Below are 17590 nucleotides of genomic sequence, written 5' to 3'. Positions count from 1 at the left end.
GTTGAGGATGTGCCGATGCCGCTTTTCAGCATCCTTATAACGGACGGCGATAGCGAGGAGGTTTCCGGGCTCGTTGCGGAGAACATCCAGTCGTTCAAGACCTCTCATCCCGGCCAGGAGCATTTCCTGTTCCGGGAGGCGGCGCTGGCGGAGTTCATTGCAACGCATTTCGACGCCGAGGTGCTTTCGGCCTTCCGGACGCTCAGGCCCTATGCCTACAAGGCCGACCTCGCCAGATACTGCCTGCTCCATGAGCGCGGTGGGCTCTATGCTGATCTCTCCTATTTCTTCCTGCGCGGCGTTCCCCGGGCAGACGGGAGGCTCTCGATCTTCCGTGACTTCCTGAGCTCGACGCCTTGGGACACCAGCATCGGTGTGGTGGCCGCGCCGCGGCGCCACAAGGCGATGGCGAAAGCCATCGAGCTCGTCTGTGCCAATGTGAAGCTTGAATATTATGGACCGACGGCGCTTTGCCCGACGGGCCCGACCTTGTTCGGCAAGGCCATCGCGCTGACCTGCGAGCCCGAGGACCTCATCGTCGGCGAAGCGGTCCAACTGCCGTTGCCGAACGGAGAGTCCACGACGAGGCCCGGCCATGCCCTTAGCCATGACGGAGAACTGGTGGCGATAAAGCGCAAGCGCGGAGGCAAGCCGATATCGCAGCTCGGCATCGGCGGCGGCAACCGCTACAACCGGCTTTGGCGTTCGCGGGAGGTCTATCGCGACCGGCCGCCCTGGGCCCGCATCTTGCGCTGGCGACTTTGACCGGTCTCGTTGGTCGAACAGATACTCAAGAAGTGGATGAATGGGCGCACGGTCCCGGCGACATCGCCGCTTGGCCAGATACCCGACCGCATGCTCGCCCAGTCCCGCAAATCCTTGATGACTGACGCCTGAGTGCGTATTCCTGAAGCCGCGCTCCCGAATCGGGGCAGCTCGAACCGGAGAACGGCCTTGTCCGCACTGACACGCTTTCTCGGCGATACGCCACTCAGGGTGCTCGTGAAGCTGCTGGTGGTTTCCTTCCTCGTCGGCCTCGTCATGCACGCCTTCGGCTGGTCGCCGATGGACGTCTTCTACGGCATCCGCCAGTTCTTCATCGATCTGTGGAACCTCGGCTTCCATGCCATCGACCGTTTCCTGGGCTATATCCTGCTCGGTGCCGCGATCGTCGTTCCGGCCTTCATCCTGCTCAGGATCGCCAGCTACAGGAAGTAGCCTGGCGATCCTCAGGCATAGGCGGCTGCGACCTCGAACAGAATGGCGTGGCGTGCGGCCAATGCCGGCACGTCGGTCGAATAGCCGCCGCCGATGACGCCGCACAGCGGAATGCCGGCCATGCGGAAATGGCTGATGACCATCGCCTCGCGGCTGCGCAGGCCGTCGTCGGAGAGCGCCAGCCGACCAAGCCTGTCGCCGGCGTGGACATCCACGCCGGCGTTGTAGAAGACGATGTCCCAGCGCCGTATTGCGCAAAGCTCCGGAAGAATGGCGCGGAGGCGGTCGAGATAGGCGGCATCGCCGGTGCCGTCCGGCAGCGCGATGTCGAGGTCGGAAGCGATCTTGCGCGCCGGGTAGTTGCGCTCGCCATGCATGGAGAAGGTGAAGGCGCGGGGCACATCCTTGAGTATGTCCGCCGTGCCGTCGCCCTGGTGCACGTCGAGATCGACGACCAGGACGTTTTCGACTGCGCGCTCGTCAAGCAGCGCCAGCGAGGCGACGGCCACGTCGTTGAAGGTGCAGAAGCCGGCTCCTTGCGCGCGCCGGGCATGATGGCTGCCGCCGGCGGCGTTGCAGGCAATGCCGTGTTTCAGCGCCAGCCGCGCCGCCAGCACCGCGCCTGCGGCGGCAAGCTGGGCCCTCAGCGACACGCGCCGGCCGACCGGGAAACCGATCTCACGCTCGATTTTTTCAGGCACCTCGCATGCGAGCACCTGGTCGACATAGTCGGCCGCATGCGCAAGTTTCAGCCACGCGGCCGGCGCCGGTTCCGGCATTGAAAGCGCTTCCGAAACGGTCAGGCCACGGCTGCGCAGGGCCTCCATAAGCAATGGATATTTGCTCATCGGAAAGCGGTGGTTGACGGCGAAGCCGGCGTCGTAGTCGGGGTGGTGGACGATCTGCAAAGCCATGATGGGGCGGCCTGCGCCAGAGCTGGAATTCGGTTGGCGATCACCGGATGGCGATTGCGCGGCACCGGCAAACTGGGGCACATCGGCTCTTCGATCAAGCCGCAATGAACAAGGCAGCAATCCTTGGACAAGGGTGCGACCCACATCAACGCCAGGTCCTTCATCGTCACCAACCGCTCGGTGCTGGCGATTGCCGTGCCGATGACGCTTGCCTATCTGACGACGCCGCTGCTCGGCATCGTCGACACCGCGGTGGTCGGGCAGTTCGGCGATGCTGCCCTGCTCGGCGGCCTGGCCGCCGGCGCGCTGGTGTTCGACGTCGTCTTCACCACCTTCAACTTCCTGCGCTCCGGCACCACCGGCCTCGTCGCCCAGGCTTTCGGGCGCGGCGATCCGCTGGAGGAACAGGCCGTCCTCTGGCGCGCCGTGCTGATCGCGGTCGTCGCCGGCGTCGTGTTTGCGGCATTGGCGCCATTGGTTGCCCTAGCCGGGCAATGGTTCATGGCCGCCGAGCCGCGCGTTAATGAGGCGATGGGCACTTATATCCGCATCCGGCTGCTGGCGGCGCCCTTCTCGCTCATCAACTACGCCATTCTGGGCTACGTGCTGGGCCGCGGCGAGGGCGGGCTCGGGCTGATGCTGCAAGCCGTCCTCAACGGCATCAACATCCTGCTCTGTTTCCTGCTCGGCCTCGAGCTCGGCTGGGGCGTGGCCGGCGTCGCCTGGGCGACCGTCACCGGCGAATTCCTGGCGATGCTGCTCGGCCTTGCCATCGTGCTCGGCCGCTTCCGCAAGCTGGAGCGGCCGTCGCGCCGGCGCATCCTCGACCTGCCGGCCTACCGGCACATGCTGTCGCTCAACCGCGACATCATGATCCGGTCCTTCTCGCTGCTTGCCGCTTTCGCGCTGTTCACCAGGCAGGGCGCGCAGTTCGGCACGGTGACGCTCGCCGCCAACGCCGTGCTGATGAATTTCTTTCTCGTCGCCGGCTATTTCCTCGACGGCTTCGCCACCGCCGCCGAGCAACTCACCGGCCGCGCGATTGGCGCGCAGGCGGCCACCCCCTTCCGCCAGGCCGTGCGGCTGACGCTGATCTGGGGCTTCGGCCTTGCCGGCATTGCGACCCTGGTGCTGCTCACGGCCGGCGCCAATCTGGTGGCGCTGGTGACGACCTCGGCGGATGTGCGCCATGCCGCCGACACCTATCTGCCCTGGGCCGCCTTCACGGCGCTGAGCGGCGTGCTCGCCTTCCAGATGGACGGCGTCTTCATCGGCGCCACCTGGTCGCGCGATATGCGCAACATGATGCTGCTGTCGTTCCTCGCCTTCAGCGCCGCTTTGATCACGCTGGCGCCGGCCTTCGGCAACAGCGGCCTGTGGGCGGCACTTCACGTCTTCCTGCTGGTGCGGGGTTTGAGCCTGCTCGCTGTGCTGAGGCTCAGGGTGCGGACGGCTTTTTAGCGCTTCGTCGCGGACAGGGGGCCGGCGTTGCCTCTCAGTGCCAGAGGTCGGTCGACAGGTACTTCAGTCCGGAGTCGCAAATGACGACGGCTATCGTCTTGCCTGATTGATCGCCGTCTAGAAGGCGCAATGCTGCGGCCACATTCGCTCCGGAGGAGAAGCCGCCGAAGATGCCTTCGCTGCGCGCGAGCAGGCGCGTGGCCTCACGTGCCTCACCGCCGGAAACCTGAAGATAGCCATCGACCGGCACGTTGCGCAGGAACGCCAGATCCGGCATGGCATAGCCGCCGCCTTGAATGGGATGTTCGGATTGGGTGATGGGTTCTCCCGCGATGGCGGCGGCGCCCTTGGGCTCGACGATGAAGCACTTGATCAGGAAATTGCGTTCCTTGAGCGCCCTCGCTATCCCCGCATAGGTTCCGCCCGAGCCGACGAAGTCGACGAATGCGTCGACGGTGCCATGGCTGGCGTCCCAGATTTCCGGTCCGGTCCCGTGATAATGCGCAAGCCAGTTCCCGTCGCGGTGGAACTGATCGCCGCGAAATGCGCCTCGTTCCGTCGTCACCGCCCTGGCGGTCTGCTCGACGAGCGCCAGATCGCCACCCGACACCTGCCCCGGCACCGACCCCGGCAGTTGGTCCACGAGAATCACTTCCGCGCCGAGCGCCGTCATCATTCGCGCGCGCTCTTCAGAGTTGCCCTTCGACATCACAGCGACGAATGGGTAGCCCCTGACCGCACAGACGATCGCGAGGCCCGTGCCCATGTTTCCGGAGGTAAGCTCGACTACCGTTTGTCCCGGTTTGATGGCTCCGGACCTTTCGGCTTCCTCGATTATTCCAAGCGCCGCGCGATCCTTCTTCGAAAAGCCCGGGTTGAGATACTCCAGCTTGGCGAGGATTTCGCCCTTGACGCCCGCCTGCGCCGTCAGCCTGTCGAGCCGGACCAATGGAGTTCCGCCGATCGCGTCTGCGACGGAGTTCAGAACCTCGGCCATTGTCTGTCTCCCCGGTTTCGTGGGGCTGGTTTCGTGTGGGCTCGTCAGAGCCGTTTGTACCATTCTGCGCAGGCGGTGTCGCGCAGGTCTCCGATGGATTTGAGACGCTCCCGATCCGCGAACCGCGCCATGCCGGCAACGATGCGCCCAGCCAGCGCCGGTCCCGCATAGATCATGCCGGTGTAGAGCTGGACGAGATCGGCGCCGGCGCGGATCTTCTCCAGCGCCGTCTCGGTAGAATCGACGCCGCCGACCCCGATGATCGCCATTTTGGGGCCGAGCAGCTTGCGCATGCGGGCGAGCACCGCCGTCGAGCGCTCGAAAAGCGGCTTGCCCGACAGCCCGCCGGCTTCGCCCGCGAAGCTTGCGCTGCGCAACCCGGCCCGCGACAGCGTGGTGTTGGAAACGATGACCCCGTCGATCTTCTTCTCGGCAACCTCAGCGGCGATGTCTTCCAATTCCGCTTCGACGAGGTCCGGCGCGATCTTGAGGAAGACGGGCGGCTGCGCCGACGCCTTAGCGCGCGCCGCCATCACGCGCGAAAGAAGCTCGCCGAGATGCTCGCGCGCCTGCATGTTGCGCAGGCCCGGCGTGTTGGGCGATGAGATGTTGACGGTGAGATAGCTGGCGTGAGGCGCGAAGCGGGCGACGCCGCGCTCATAGTCGCCGACGCGGTCGGCGCTGTCCTTGTTGGCGCCGATGTTGACGCCGACAATGCCGTCACGTCCGTTGCGCGCGGCGAGACGCCTTTCTGCGGCTGCGTGTCCTTCATTGTTGAAACCGAGCCGGTTGATCACCGCTTCGTCCGCCGTCAAGCGAAAGATACGCGGTTTTGGATTGCCCGCCTGCGGCAGCGGCGTGATCGTGCCGACCTCGGCGAAGCCGAAGCCGAGCTTGAGCAGCGCATCCGGCACTTCGGCATTCTTGTCGTAGCCGGCCGCCATGCCGAGCGGGTTCGGGAAATCGAGGCCGCAAAGGCTGACCTTGAGCCGCGCGTCGCGCGGGGCTGGCGAAGCGACCGGCAGGCCGCAGCGCAGCGCCGCGATCGATAGTCCATGCGCTGTTTCCGGATCGAGGGAGAAAAGCAGTTTCTGGCCGATCCGGTCGAGCACGCTCATTCGCCCTCCAGTTTCGGAAATCGATGCGAGCCATCCGCGCCGAGCGGCAGTGGCCACACAGAGACGACCGCATCGAGGTCGAGTGCGGCGTAGAGATGCGGGAACAAGGCGCCGCCGCGCGAGACTTCGTATTTCAGTGCATCGCCCAGCTTTGCTTCGTCGATCGCGATCAGAAGCAGATCTGTCTGCCCGGCGAAATGCCTGGCCGCCGTCTCGCGCACTTGCGCAGCGGTGGAGAAGTGGATGAAGCCGTCGGCGATGTCGACCGGCGCTCCGGTGAAACGGCCGCTCCGCTCCGCTTCGCGCCACATGGCTTCAGGCGCGATCTTGTAGATAATCTGAGACATTGTCGCGCTATAGTCCGAACGAACCATGGGGGAAAGGGTGCCCGCGAACTCTTCCCCATTTCAGGCGCAAACCTGTGATATTCTTGGCTCAACGGCTCATGGAGGATAAACAACATGCGTCTGCAGCACATCCTGATCCCGGCGGCGCTCTGCTCGCTGGTCGCCGCATCGGCCTATTCCGAGGAGACCGATCGCTATCGGCTCGAAAAATCGGCCAACGGCTATGTGCGCATGGACACCCAGACCGGCGCGATGTCGATCTGCGAGGAGCGCTCCGGCCAGCTCGTCTGCAAGATGGCGGCCGACGAGCGTGCGGCCTTCCAGGACGAGATCGACCGGCTGCAGGGTTCGGTGAAGGCGCTGGATGAGCGCGTCGCCAAGCTCGAGAATTCGCTCTCCGCCCGGCTGGAATCCCAACTGCCGAGCGAGGAGGATTTCAACAAGACGATGAGCTACATGGAGCGCTTCTTCCGCAGCTTCATGGACATCGTCAAGGATATGGACAAGGAAAACGGCGGCGGCGGCGTGAAGCCTGACCCGCAAAAGACGTGAGCCACGAGCATTGCAGGAAAGCGCGAAGCGGTTTTCCCTCCGAAATTGCTTAAAACAGGGAGCAAGAGCGGTCTTTGCCGCTTGAAAACGCGCCGCGCGGCCGCATAATCGTCCCGATCCCGCAAGAAGCAGACAAATCAGCGATGGGATCGGGGAGGAATATTTGCCGTCGGGCCACACTTTCGTCATTGCCGACGACCATCCGCTTTTTCGCGGTGCGCTGAAGGAGGCGCTTGCCGGCATCGGCGACGTCGCCGCCATCTATGAGGCCGGCGATTTCGAAGGCGCCAAGGCGCTGGTCATGGCCAATGAGGATATCGACATGGTGCTGCTCGACCTGTCGATGCCCGGCGCCAGTGGCCTGTCGGGCCTGATCTCGCTGCGCGGCATCCACCAATCGGTGCCGCTGGTGGTGGTGTCGGCGCATGATGATCTCGTCACCATCCGCCGCGCGCTCGATCTCGGCGCTTCCGGCTTCATCTCCAAATCGGCAAGCATGGAGGAAATTCGCGCCGCCGTGCAGGCAGTGCTTGCCGGCGATATCGCAGCACCTGCCGGCATCGAGCTCGGCGTCGAGCGCGATCCGGAAATCTCGGACCTGATCAAGCGGCTGCAGGCGCTGACCCCGCAGCAGACGCGGGTGCTCGGCATGCTGGCCGAAGGGCTGCTCAACAAGCAGATCGCCTATGAGCTCGGCGTCTCCGAAGCCACCATCAAGGCGCATGTCTCGGCCATATTGCAAAAGCTCGGCGTTGACAGCCGCACCCAGGCGGTCATCCAGCTTTCCAAGATCGGCGGCGACCCGCTGCAGCCGGTCGCCTGATCGCCGCCCTCCTGTTTCAAGAGTATTCCTCCATCGCCGGGCCTGTCGACCAGGCCGCGGGTGTCTCCGGCCTGGCGGCCTCTGCATCGAAGCACGCCTCCGCTGTGGCCGGGCCGGAAACCTGACGCGCCCTGCCGATCGCCACGCCCAGTCCGACAGACGCGATGGCCACCAGCGGAATGCCGGCGGCCCAGGGCAGCCGGGGCGCGAGCGCATAGAGCGCGGTGCCGATCGAAGGTCCGAGCGAATCCTTGAGATCCACCGCCACCGACGAAGCCGCCATATAGGAGGCGCGCCGCGCTGCGGGCGCGAGTGCGTTGACGGCGGTCGGCACCAGCGGACCGACCAGCATCTGCGCCATCGAGCACAGGCTGACCGCGGCAATCAGCGAGAGGGTTGCCGGCGAAGCCATGAGCAGGACAAAGGCGGCGATGGTCGAGAGGCCTGCGCCGGCCGTCAGCCAAAGCGCCGATCGCGCCCCGGCAAAACGGCTCACCAGCATCTGCAAGCCCACGGTCAAAGCAGCCGCATAGGCAAACAGCGCGCCGACGCCGGATGGGGAAAGCGTGCCGGCGTCCCGCGCGTAGAGGGGGATGACGGCCTCGATCCAGTTGCCGGAAATCTCGAACAGCACGACCCAGAGGAGCAGCTTCGCCAGGCGGCCGTCGCGCAGGGCCGGCAGCAGCGCCGACAGGCCTTCCTCCTCTTCCTCCTCCTGCCGGTCGCCGACGCGTCTGCTGCCGATCGTCTCGCCAAGCGCCGCCAGCATCACGACACCGCCCAGAATGAGCATGCCGCCGGCGGCGAGAAACACGGTGCTGAGCGACAGCAGCGCAAGCAGCGCGCCGCAGGCCGGTCCGAGAATCTGCCCCGCGCTCGAGCTGACGCGCGCCATGCCGAACCAGCGCGGATGCGCTGACGGCTCGGTCACATCGGCGATCGCAGTGAGGATGGTCGGATGGAGCACCGACTCGCACATGCCGGTCAAAATGAGCACGATCGCGGTGGCCGCAAACCCGTGGATGAAGAACAGGGCGAGGAAGCCGCACCCCACCCCGAGCGACGACAGGATCAGCACCGGCCGTCGGCCAACCCGATCGGCAACGCCGCCGATCAGCGGCGCCGCGACCAGTTCGCCGCCGGCATAGCAGCCGAACAGCAGGCCGATCGCGCCGATGGGAATGTCGGCTTCGCTGCTTGCCCAGAGCGGAAAGAACGGCACCAGCGCGCCGTCGGCAAAGCCTGCGCAGAAGAACAGGAAGAGGCCGAGCAGCGCCGGGCGCGGCAGTCCGAGCCAGGAGGATGAAATTGTGGTCATGATGTCACCTACGCGTCAGGGCCCCGGGCTCGAAGCCCAAGGGCCGGGATGGCGCGTTGGCTGACGTGAACGCCTACGGCCGTTCGAAGAGCGGCGTGAGTTGTTGATCTGCTGGCCTTGCGCGGTTCAGCCGAGCCGCATCGACAGTTCCACGTCGTCGCCGAACGGCGTCGACATGTAGCCCGATGCCGGCGAGCGCACCCGCTCCAGATATTCCGGAGAGAAGTCGGCATTGTCGGCGATGACCAGCGCGCCGGGCCTGAGCCGGCTCTCGACCAGGCCGAGGATCTCCGGATAGAGCGCCTTGGCGCCGTCGAGCAGCAGGAGGTCTATGCGGTCGGGCAGGTCCTTGCCCAGCGTCTCCAGCGCATCGCCCTCGCGGATATCGACCAGGTCGAGAAGGCCGCCTTCGGCGAGATTGGCCTTGGCGCGCACCACCTTGGAGGGCTCGAACTCGGTCGTGATCAGGCGGCCGCCGCCATTGTCCCTGAGCGCCGCGGCAAGATAGAGCGTGGAGATGCCGAACGAGGTGCCGAACTCGACGATGATGCGCGCGCCGGTGCTGCGCGCCAGCATGTAGAGCAGCGTGCCGGTCTCGGGCGAGATTGCCAGCCAGAGGTCCTTCAGGTTGCCGTAGAAATCGAGATACTCGGTCTTGCTGCCGAGCAGGCGTGCCCGTTCCTCGCGCGAGTACCGGGCTATCGCCGGGCTGGTCGCCGTGGCGGCTTCCTCGAACAGGCGGGTGAGCAGGGGCGCGAGCGGGGTTCCGGTCAGGGTTGGCATGATTGGCTCCGGTAGGGTGTGTTCTTGTGTCGCCTCGAAAAATACGAATAATCCTTCAGGTTTCCAATTCGCATTCCCGAGCGCTGCCATGATCCAACACCCAAGCCCTTCAATTTCCACCCGAAAACAGCCCAAACAGGCGCGCGCGACGGAGCTCGTGGCGGCGATTTTGCAGGCGGCTGCTCAGGTTTTGGCGAGCGAAGGCGCGCGGCGTTTCACCACAACGCGCGTCGCCGAGAAGGCGGGTGTCAGCGTCGGCTCGCTCTATCAATATTTCCCGAACAAGGCGGCGCTTCTGTTCCGGCTGCAGAGTGATGAATGGCGCCAGACGACCGACCTCTTGTGCGGCATTCTCGAGGACGTCGGAAAACCGCCGCTCGAACGGCTGCGCACGCTGGTGCATGCCTTCATCCGCTCCGAATGCGAGGAGGCGGCGGTGCGTGGCGCGCTGAACGACGCCGCCCCTCTTTATCGGGACGCGCCGGAGGCCCAGGAGGCAAGGGCCATGGCAAACCGCACCGTCGAGGTTTTCATGCGGGAGACGCTGCCAGAAGCTTCGGATCCTGTCCGCGCCCTCGCCGGAAAGCTGATCATCAAGACGCTCAGCGCGGTCGGAGCGGATTTTTCGACAAACCCGCGCACGTCGGCCGAGATCGAAACCTATTCCGACGCCCTCGCCGGCATGTTTTGCGCCTATCTCAGAAGCCTGGGACACCAGGGGTAGGCAGAAAGAGGATCACTCCGCCGCCGGCGCCAGCGCCCTGACGCGCGCCATCATCGAACGCAGCACGGCGGGCTTCAGCGGCTTGTTGACCACTGGAACGTCGAGCTGGCTTGCCGCGGCTCGTACTTCGCTGGAACGGTCGGCGGTGACCAATACGCATGGCAGGTCCTGGCCGTAAGCGGCGCGCAGCCTGTGGATCGCGTCGAGCCCGGTGCTGCCGTCGATATGGTAGTCGGCAAGCACCACATCCGGCCTCATCGCGCCCGGCCGCAACAAATCGCCCGATCCCGAGGCGGTCTCGACGCTGCAGCCCCAGCCTTCGAGCAGCAGCCGCATGCCGTCCAGGATGCGCGCGTCGTTGTCGATGCACAGCACGTTGAGTCCGGCAAGTGAGGATGCCGCGCGCGCGGGCGCCTTGCCGACTTCGCGCGGCTGCGGCGCGACCGCCGCGACCGGCAGGATGACCGAAAAGCGCGTTCCCTTGCCCGGATCGGAGTAGATGCGGATCTCGAGCCTGAGAACCCTGGCGATCCGGTCGACGATCGAGAGGCCGAGGCCAAGCCCTTCGGCTTCGCGCGCGCCTTCGTCCAGCCGGGTGAATTCGTGGAAGACGGTGTTCAATTTGTCGCCGGCAATGCCGATGCCGGTGTCGATCACCTGGATCTCAGCCAATTCGCCACGCCGCCTGACACCCACCAGTATGCGGCCCTCGCGCGTGTATTTGATCGCGTTGGAGACGAGGTTCTGGATCAGCCGACGAAGCAGGTTGCGGTCGGTCATGACGCCGAGCGACGACGGCATGATTTTCAGGCCGAGCTTCTTTTCGGCGGCGAGCGGACGAAAATCGTTGCCGATCTGGCCAAGCAGCCCGCCGAGGCTGAAGGTGGTGTCCTCGGGCTTCAGCGCGCCGGCGTCGAGCCGTGAGATGTCGAGCACTGCACCGAGGATGGTCTCGACCGACTCCAGCGAGGATTCGATGTTGACGGCGGCCTTGCCGGCTCGACCCTTGCCGGCCTTTTCGATCAGCGACGAGCAATAGAGCCGGGCGGCGTTGAGCGGCTGCAGGATGTCATGGCCGGCGGCGGCGAGGAAACGCGTCTTGCTGAGGTTGGCTTCCTCGGCGAGCATCTGCGCCTGCGCCAGCTCCTCGTTGACGCGGGTGAGCTCGGCGGTGCGGCTCCTGACCCGCTGCTCCAGCGATTCATTGGCCCGCTTCAGCGCCAGGTCCTGCTCGACGCGGCCGGAAATGTCGGCGTAGGTGGCGACGATGCCGCCGTCCGGCATCGGGTTGGAGCGCAGCTCCAGGATACGGCCGCTGGTCCTGAGCTCCATCTGCCAGGGACCCGCGAAGCTGGTTAGCCGGTTGAGCATCGTCACCCGCTGGTCGGTTGGGATATCGCCGCGCTCGGCCAGGTGGCGCAGAATCTGGTCGAGCGAGACGCCGACCTGGCCCATATCGTCCGGCAGATCGAACAGCGCCCGGTATTGCCGGTTCCAGCAAATCAGCCGGAAATCGCGGTCGAAGACGGTAATGCCCTGTTCCATCTGGTCGAGCGCGATCTGCAGCAGGTCGCGATTGTGCTGCAGCGCCTCGGTGGCGTCGTCGAGCAGCCGGAAGGCATCCTTGGAATCGCGGTCGTTGCGGCGGAAGAGCAGCGACAGGATCAGCCGCGCCGACGATGAGCCGACGGCGCTCGCCAGCAGCTGCTCCGAGAAGCGGATGACGTCCATGCTGGCCTGTTCCTTGCCGTGCAGGGAGACATTCGCGTTCTTCTCGAAGGACTGGAACGAACGCTCGGTGCGCTCGACGCCGAGATAGCGGGAAATCGTGTCCTTGAGGTCGTTGACTGTGACGGCGGTGCGGAAGCGGCGCAGGCTTGGCATCGGGCCGGCCTCGCGCGGCACGAAGATCGCCGCCTGGATGCGCTCCAGCGGCACTGACGCTCGGGACAGCGATCCAAGCACGAAGAACAGCGTGTTGACCGACAGGCTCCACAGCACGCCGTGGTTCAGCGGCTCGCCGACGGTGCCGAACAGCGCCTGCGGCCTGAGCGCCTCGAAGCCGAACAGGCCGTGCACGACAAAGTCGGAGCCGGGACCGACGAGCGAGGGAAGCAGCAGCGTATAACCCCAGACCGCGATGCCGGCGACCATGCCGAGCGCTGCGCCCCGGCCATTGGCGCGGCGCCAGATCAGCCCGCCGATCAGCGCTGGCGCGAATTGAGCGATCGCGGCAAACGACATCAGGCCGATCGAGGACAGCCGCGCGCTGTTGGTGCTCTCGCGGTAATAGAGGAAGGCGATGAACAGCATGATGAAGATCGACGCCCGCCTGACGTTCAGGATCAGCGTCGACCAGTCCTCATTCTGCGAAGAGGCGGTCTTGAGCAGCCGGCGCACGAACAGCGGGATGACGAGGTCGTTGGAGATCATTATCGACAGCGCCACGCTCTCGACGATGACCATGGCGGTCGCCGCCGACAGGCCGCCGATGAAGGCGGCCATGGCAAGCACGTCGTGGCCGCTGAACAGCGGCAGCGACAGCACGTAAAGATCGCTGCTGGTGCGTGTGCCGACCAGCGACAGGCCGGCGAAGGCGATCGGCAGCACGAACAGGTTGATCGCCACGAGATAGAGCGGAAACACCCAGGTCGCGGTGCGCAGTTCCGCTTCGCTGCGGTTCTCGACGATGGTGACGTAGAACTGGCGCGGCAGCATCAGTATGGCAAAGCCGCTCAGGGTCGTCAGCACCAGCCACGTGGCCAGGGAGGTGTTGTAGCCCATGGCCTGGCGCACCTCGGCATTCGCGGCGAGCGTCGCCAGCATGTCGCCGGGGCCGCCGAAGATGAGGAAGGTCACCATCAGACCAATGGCGAGGAAAGCGGCGAGCTTGACCACGGTTTCCACAGCGACCGCCAGCACCAGCCCGTCCTGGTGCTCGGTGGCGTCGGCATGGCGGGTGCCGAACAGCACGGCGAACAGTGCCAGCAACATAGCGACCACAAGCGAAATGTCGCTGACGAACGGGTCGAAAGAGGGCGGCGATCCCGTGTAGTGCTCGATCATCAGGCTGACGGAGCCGGAGATCGCCTTCAGCTGCAGCGCGATATAGGGCACGGCGCCGATGGTGGCGATCAGCGTCGCGATCGCCGCGACGGCAAAACTCTTGCCGTAGCGGGCGCCGAGGAAGTCGGCGATCGAGGTGATCTTCTCGCTTTTGGCCAGCCGCACGATGCGGTTGAGCAGCGGGAAGCCGAACACGAAGACCAGCACCGGGCCGGTATAGATGCCGAGGAATTCGAGGCCCCGCTCGGAGGAAAGCCCGACCGAGCCGAAGAAGGTCCAGGAGGTGCAGTAGATGGCGAGGCTGAGCGCATAGATGAAGGGCCGCGCCCGGCCGAGCCCGGCAGCCACCGAGCGCCGGTCGCCGACGCTGGCAATGGCAAAAAGCAGCGTCACATAGGCGATCGCGATGATGACGACGAACCAGCCTTGCACGGTTCGAACTTCCTCCCTGACCGGTCTCCCATCCGGTCCGTTCAACCAATTCCACGAAAAGTGTATCGCCTTTTTTCGGTGCGGAATTGCGTAAGAACAAATACTTAGAACGATCCGGCGTTTCCATCAAACGCTGGATCGATTTAGACGCAACCACAGCTTAAAGCCCAAGTCCATCGCGGCTTTCGGCGCATATTCAACTGGTGACGCGACCTGTGACACAAAGCGGTGGCTTCGCCCTATTTCCGGTTTTGCAACCGGGGGTTTTTGTTATGCTAAGCGCGGGCTGGCGCCGAGTGGAAGCTGAGGACGGCAGCGTGGCCACGGCAAGGAGGGTCGAATGCTGAAAGAATTCCAGGAATTCATTTCCAAGGGCAATGTCATGGACTTGGCCGTCGGTGTCATCATCGGCGCAGCCTTCGGCAAGATCGTCACTTCGCTGGTCGAGGACGTCATCATGCCGATCGTCGGTGCGATCTTCGGCGGGCTGGACTTCAACAACTACTTCTTCGGACTGTCCTCGAACGTCCATTCGGCAGCGCTGGCCGACGCCAAGAAGGAGGGCGCCGTTTTTGCGTACGGCAGCTTCATCACCGCTGTACTGAACTTCCTGATCCTTGCCTTCATCATCTTCCTGATGGTCAAGGCCGTGAACAGCATGCGCAAGCGGCTCGAGCGCGAAAAGCCCGCGGCACCTGCGGCGCCGCCGCCCGCCGATATCGCGCTGCTTACCGAAATTCGCGATCTCCTCGCCAGGAAATAGCGCGAAGCGGATTTCTGGACCAAAACCCCGGCCGTTCGCGGCCGGGGTTTTCTGTTTGCGGCTGTCGTAAAAGACGTTAGCAGTCGTGGAAAACCGGACGGATTCTTGCATGACCCTGATCCAGACCTTGCGCACCGAGGCCCGTGCCGCGCCTGAAAGCGGCATTGTCGCCGTCGTCAACCATGGCCGCTTGCGCGAAGGCCTGATCCCGCTCTGGGCCGGTGAGGGCGACCTGCCGACGCCTGCCTTCATCAGTGACGCCGCCGCCCGCGGGCTCGCCAATGGCGAGACCTTCTATACCTGGCAGAAAGGCATTCCCGAGCTCAGGCAGGCCCTCGCGCGCTACTACGCCAGGCATTTCGGCAAGCGCTTGGCCGAGGAAGAGTTCATTGTCACCGCTTCCGGCATGCACGCTATCCAACTCGCCATCGACGCGATCGCCGGCAGCGGCGACGAGGTGATCTATCTGTCGCCGGCCTGGCCGAATTTCGCCGCCGCTGCCGGCGTCGCCGGCGCCGTTCCGGTCGCGGTCACGCTCGACCAGTCCGGCAATGGCTGGTCCTGCGACGTCGACAAGATCGCGTCCGCTATCACGCCGCGGACAAAGGCGCTGTTCGTAAACACCCCGTCGAACCCGACCGGCTGGACCGCCGACAAGGAAACGCTTCAAGCGATCCTCGATTTGGCCCGTGCTCGCAATCTCTGGATCATCGCCGACGAGATCTATTCGCTGTTCCACTACGGCCGCGGCCGCGCGCCGTCCTTTCTCGACGTCGCGACGGCGGAAGACCAGATTCTCTTCGTCAACAGCTTCTCCAAGAACTGGGCGATGACCGGCTGGCGCGTCGGCTGGATCAAGACCCATCCAGCCTTGCAGCAGGTGTTCGAGAACCTGATCCAGTATTCGACCTCCGGCGTCGCCCAATTCATGCAGCGCGGTGCGGTTGCCGCCCTCGACGGAGGCGACGGATTCATCGTCGAGCAGGTCGAACGGGCACACGCCGCACGCGACCTCGTCTGCGATATCCTGGGCGCCACCGGCAAGGCGCGCTTCACCGTGCCGCAAGGCGCGTTCTACCTGTTCTTCACCGTCGACGGCATCGCCGATTCCCGCACCGCTGCCTTCGACATCGTCGACAACGCCAATGTCGGCCTGGCGCCCGGAACGGCCTTCGGCCCCGGCGGCGAGGCCTTCCTCAGACTATGCTTCCACCGCCGCCTCGATCAGCTCGAGGAAGCCGCGCATCGCCTGGCGAAGTGGATTAAGACTGTCTGAACGCCCTGAAGCCGGATTGAAACTCGGTCCGGTGAGTCAGCCGGTGTGGCTTTCGAGTACCGGAGCGCAGCGGGCAGGTCCGTGAGCACGCGCATGACCCCGAAGATCGGGTTCGATCTTCGGAAAGGATCATGCGCCAAGTAGAAATTGCTACAGCGTCCTTTGCGCGTCCGAATGAACGCGCGGCGCTGTAGAAGCGCAGAAAGCCGCGGCGGATGACCGCCGGAGTAGAGTTCAAACGGCTTCAGCCGCCCGACTTCGGCACCAGCAACGGAATGATGCGGTCGCTCTTGGCGACGGCCGGACGGCCGGAGGTGGCATAGGGGATGCCGAGCGCGTCCCAGGTCTCGACCAACGCATCCTGCAGTTCGGCGATCAGCGCGTCGGAATGGAACGGCGTCGGCGTGATGCGCAGCCGCTCGGTGCCGCGCGGCACCGTCGGGTAGTTGATCGGCTGGATGTAGATGCCGTGGACGCCGAGCAGGCGGTCGCTGGCCATCTTGCAAAGCTCCGGATCGCCGACCAGCACCGGCACGATATGGGTGGCCGATTCCATCACCGGCAGGCCGGCAGCGGCAAGCACCTGCTTGGTCCTGGCCGCCTGGCGCTGCTGCGCCTCGCGCTCGGCCTGCGAGCGCTTCAGATGCCGGATCGAGGTGGTGGCGGCCGCCGCGATCGCCGGCGGCAGCGCGGTGGTGAAGATGAAGCCCGGCGCGTAGGAGCGCACCGCGTCGATCACGGCGCTGGCGCCGGTGATGTAGCCGCCCAGCGTGCCGAAGGCCTTGGCGAGCGTGCCCTCGATGATGTCGATGCGGTCGGCCAGCCCTTCGCGCTCGGTGATGCCGCCGCCGCGCGCGCCGTACATGCCCACCGCATGCACCTCGTCGATATAGGTCATGGCGTTGTAGCGCTCGGCGAGCTCGACGATCTGCCTGATCGGCGCGATGTCGCCGTCCATCGAATAGACGCTTTCGAAGACGATCAGCTTGGCGCGCTCGCGCCCCGCCGCCTGCAGCAGGCTTTCCAGATGCGCGACGTCGTTGTGGCGGAAGATCTTCTTTTCGGCGCCCGAGCGGCGCACGCCCTCGATCATCGAGGCGTGGTTCAATTCGTCCGAGAGCACCAGGCAGTTGGGCAACAGCCTGGCGATGGTCGAGATCGAGGCCTCGTTGGAGACGAAGCCGGAGGTGAAGACAAGCGCTGCTTCCTTGTCGTGCAGGTCGGCCAGCTCATGCTCGAGCTCGACCAGCGGGTTGGAGGTGCCGGAGATGTTGCGGGTGCCGCCGGCGCCCGAGCCCATCTTGCCGGCCGCGGTCTGGAAGGCGGCAATCACGTCCGGATTCTGGCCCATGCCGAGATAGTCGTTGGAGCACCATACGGTGATTTCCTGGGCGCGGCCGCCTGAGCGCCAGATGGCGCGCGGGAACTTGCCCACCATGCGCTCGAGGTCGGCGAAAACGCGGTAGCGCCGCTCGGCATGGAGCTGGTCGATCGCGTCTTCGAAGAACCGCTGGTAATTCATGTCGGCTTCCCAATTTTGCCGCGGATCATAGTCATTGGTCCTGTGCACGTCCACCGCGCCCCAACGGTCAAAATGCCACGCCCTGGGCCTGTTCCTAACGACGCCGGATCGTGGCCTATTCCCGACTGTTTGATGCGTTTTTGTTTCAGTACGATGCCTCGGACGGGAGGAACTGTTACGGACTTAACACTGCAGGGAGGGTATTGCATGTCGCCCAAAAGTGCGCAGCGGTTTTGGGAGGACGACATGCATCAAGCAATACCGGCTTGCGGCGGG

Annotated in this window: 16 protein-coding genes; 8 read left to right on the top strand and 8 right to left on the bottom strand. The window is 64.9% G+C overall.

From position 1 onward, the window contains the following. Positions 1-15 precede the first annotated feature (15 nt). Together EJ067_RS12310 and EJ067_RS12305 are read left to right on the top strand one after the other, a co-directional pair. Positions 16-765, top strand: coding sequence for a glycosyltransferase (locus EJ067_RS12310; protein ID WP_126085937.1), 750 nt, complete (start codon positions 16-18; stop codon positions 763-765). A gap of 189 nt (positions 766-954) precedes the next feature. Next, positions 955-1218, top strand: a complete 264-nt coding sequence (locus tag EJ067_RS12305; RefSeq protein ID WP_126085936.1) for a DUF6460 domain-containing protein — start codon at positions 955-957, stop codon at positions 1216-1218. Positions 1219-1229: 11 nt separating this feature from the next. Here the strand turns inward: EJ067_RS12305 and EJ067_RS12300 are convergent, their stop codons facing one another. After that, entirely contained in the window at positions 1230-2132 is a 903-nt protein-coding gene (locus EJ067_RS12300; RefSeq protein ID WP_126085935.1) for a histone deacetylase, read from the bottom strand. Between the two features lie 123 nt (positions 2133-2255). Between EJ067_RS12300 and EJ067_RS12295 the strand changes: the two genes are divergently transcribed. Beyond that, complete coding sequence (locus EJ067_RS12295) at positions 2256-3593, top strand: MATE family efflux transporter (protein WP_189510567.1); 1338 nt, start codon at positions 2256-2258, stop codon at positions 3591-3593. 34 nt (positions 3594-3627) lie between these two features. Here EJ067_RS12295 and EJ067_RS12290 read toward each other — a convergent pair whose 3' ends face one another. Genes EJ067_RS12290 through EJ067_RS12280 form a run of 3 tightly spaced genes read right to left on the bottom strand, consistent with a single transcriptional unit; the run spans position 3628 to position 6055 of the window. Continuing rightward, the gene (locus EJ067_RS12290; RefSeq protein WP_126085934.1) at positions 3628-4590 is read right to left on the bottom strand and encodes a cysteine synthase family protein; all 963 of its coding nucleotides are present in this window, start codon (positions 4588-4590) and stop codon (positions 3628-3630) included. Positions 4591-4634: 44 nt separating this feature from the next. Continuing rightward, positions 4635-5708 (bottom strand): quinone-dependent dihydroorotate dehydrogenase, encoded by a 1074-nt coding sequence (locus EJ067_RS12285; RefSeq protein ID WP_126085933.1) that lies wholly within the window; start codon positions 5706-5708, stop codon positions 4635-4637. After that, the gene (locus EJ067_RS12280) at positions 5705-6055 is read right to left on the bottom strand and encodes a DUF952 domain-containing protein (RefSeq protein WP_126085932.1); all 351 of its coding nucleotides are present in this window, start codon (positions 6053-6055) and stop codon (positions 5705-5707) included. The genes EJ067_RS12285 and EJ067_RS12280 overlap by 4 nt, the downstream gene beginning before the upstream one ends. A gap of 114 nt (positions 6056-6169) precedes the next feature. Between EJ067_RS12280 and EJ067_RS12275 the strand changes: the two genes are divergently transcribed. Together EJ067_RS12275 and EJ067_RS12270 are read left to right on the top strand one after the other, a co-directional pair. Next, entirely contained in the window at positions 6170-6607 is a 438-nt protein-coding gene (locus tag EJ067_RS12275) for a hypothetical protein (protein ID WP_126085931.1), read from the top strand. A 163-nt stretch (positions 6608-6770) separates the two neighbouring features. Further along, complete coding sequence (locus tag EJ067_RS12270) at positions 6771-7430, top strand: response regulator transcription factor (RefSeq protein ID WP_126085930.1); 660 nt, start codon at positions 6771-6773, stop codon at positions 7428-7430. A 16-nt stretch (positions 7431-7446) separates the two neighbouring features. On the opposite strand, the gene EJ067_RS12265 is transcribed toward EJ067_RS12270, so the two are convergent. Continuing rightward, entirely contained in the window at positions 7447-8748 is a 1302-nt protein-coding gene (locus tag EJ067_RS12265) for an MFS transporter (protein ID WP_126085929.1), read from the bottom strand. A gap of 126 nt (positions 8749-8874) precedes the next feature. Continuing rightward, positions 8875-9531 carry an O-methyltransferase gene (locus tag EJ067_RS12260; RefSeq protein WP_126085928.1) on the bottom strand — a complete coding sequence of 219 codons (657 nt, stop codon included), beginning with the start codon at positions 9529-9531 and terminating at the stop codon, positions 8875-8877. Positions 9532-9619: 88 nt separating this feature from the next. On the opposite strand from EJ067_RS12260, the gene EJ067_RS12255 reads away from it, so the two are divergent. Then, positions 9620-10255 (top strand): TetR family transcriptional regulator, encoded by a 636-nt coding sequence (locus EJ067_RS12255; protein ID WP_126089597.1) that lies wholly within the window; start codon positions 9620-9622, stop codon positions 10253-10255. A 12-nt stretch (positions 10256-10267) separates the two neighbouring features. Here the strand turns inward: EJ067_RS12255 and EJ067_RS12250 are convergent, their stop codons facing one another. Beyond that, a complete protein-coding gene (locus EJ067_RS12250) occupies positions 10268-13753 on the bottom strand; it encodes a PAS domain-containing hybrid sensor histidine kinase/response regulator (RefSeq protein ID WP_189510564.1) in 3486 nt (1161 codons plus the stop codon). A gap of 340 nt (positions 13754-14093) precedes the next feature. Here EJ067_RS12250 and mscL point away from each other — a divergent pair, with 340 nt between their 5' ends. Both mscL and EJ067_RS12240 read left to right on the top strand, forming a co-directional pair. Further along, the gene (gene mscL, locus EJ067_RS12245) at positions 14094-14516 is read left to right on the top strand and encodes a large conductance mechanosensitive channel protein MscL (protein ID WP_126085926.1); all 423 of its coding nucleotides are present in this window, start codon (positions 14094-14096) and stop codon (positions 14514-14516) included. 109 nt (positions 14517-14625) lie between these two features. Then, the gene (locus tag EJ067_RS12240; RefSeq protein ID WP_126085925.1) at positions 14626-15792 is read left to right on the top strand and encodes a pyridoxal phosphate-dependent aminotransferase; all 1167 of its coding nucleotides are present in this window, start codon (positions 14626-14628) and stop codon (positions 15790-15792) included. 244 nt (positions 15793-16036) lie between these two features. On the opposite strand, the gene hemA is transcribed toward EJ067_RS12240, so the two are convergent. Next, positions 16037-17314, bottom strand: a complete 1278-nt coding sequence (hemA, locus tag EJ067_RS12235; RefSeq protein ID WP_126085924.1) for a 5-aminolevulinate synthase — start codon at positions 17312-17314, stop codon at positions 16037-16039. Positions 17315-17590 lie beyond the last annotated feature (276 nt).

This window comes from Mesorhizobium sp. M1D.F.Ca.ET.043.01.1.1, assembly GCF_003952385.1.
Classification (GTDB): domain Bacteria; phylum Pseudomonadota; class Alphaproteobacteria; order Rhizobiales; family Rhizobiaceae; genus Mesorhizobium.
The sequence above is the reverse complement of the archived record's forward strand: the minus strand, read 5'-3'. Positions and strand labels throughout refer to the sequence as shown.

Coding starts and splice junctions, on each gene's coding strand:
- EJ067_RS12310 (WP_126085937.1), top strand. CDS start 16: ATGCCGCTTTTCAGCATCCTTATAACGGACGGCGATAGCGAGGAGGTT.
- EJ067_RS12300 (WP_126085935.1), bottom strand. CDS start 2,132: ATGGCTTTGCAGATCGTCCACCACCCCGACTACGACGCCGGCTTCGCC.
- EJ067_RS12290 (WP_126085934.1), bottom strand. CDS start 4,590: ATGGCCGAGGTTCTGAACTCCGTCGCAGACGCGATCGGCGGAACTCCA.
- EJ067_RS12285 (WP_126085933.1), bottom strand. CDS start 5,708: ATGAGCGTGCTCGACCGGATCGGCCAGAAACTGCTTTTCTCCCTCGAT.
- EJ067_RS12280 (WP_126085932.1), bottom strand. CDS start 6,055: ATGTCTCAGATTATCTACAAGATCGCGCCTGAAGCCATGTGGCGCGAA.
- EJ067_RS12275 (WP_126085931.1), top strand. CDS start 6,170: ATGCGTCTGCAGCACATCCTGATCCCGGCGGCGCTCTGCTCGCTGGTC.
- EJ067_RS12265 (WP_126085929.1), bottom strand. CDS start 8,748: ATGACCACAATTTCATCCTCCTGGCTCGGACTGCCGCGCCCGGCGCTG.
- EJ067_RS12260 (WP_126085928.1), bottom strand. CDS start 9,531: ATGCCAACCCTGACCGGAACCCCGCTCGCGCCCCTGCTCACCCGCCTG.
- EJ067_RS12255 (WP_126089597.1), top strand. CDS start 9,620: ATGATCCAACACCCAAGCCCTTCAATTTCCACCCGAAAACAGCCCAAA.
- mscL (WP_126085926.1), top strand. CDS start 14,094: ATGCTGAAAGAATTCCAGGAATTCATTTCCAAGGGCAATGTCATGGAC.
- EJ067_RS12240 (WP_126085925.1), top strand. CDS start 14,626: ATGACCCTGATCCAGACCTTGCGCACCGAGGCCCGTGCCGCGCCTGAA.
- hemA (WP_126085924.1), bottom strand. CDS start 17,314: ATGAATTACCAGCGGTTCTTCGAAGACGCGATCGACCAGCTCCATGCC.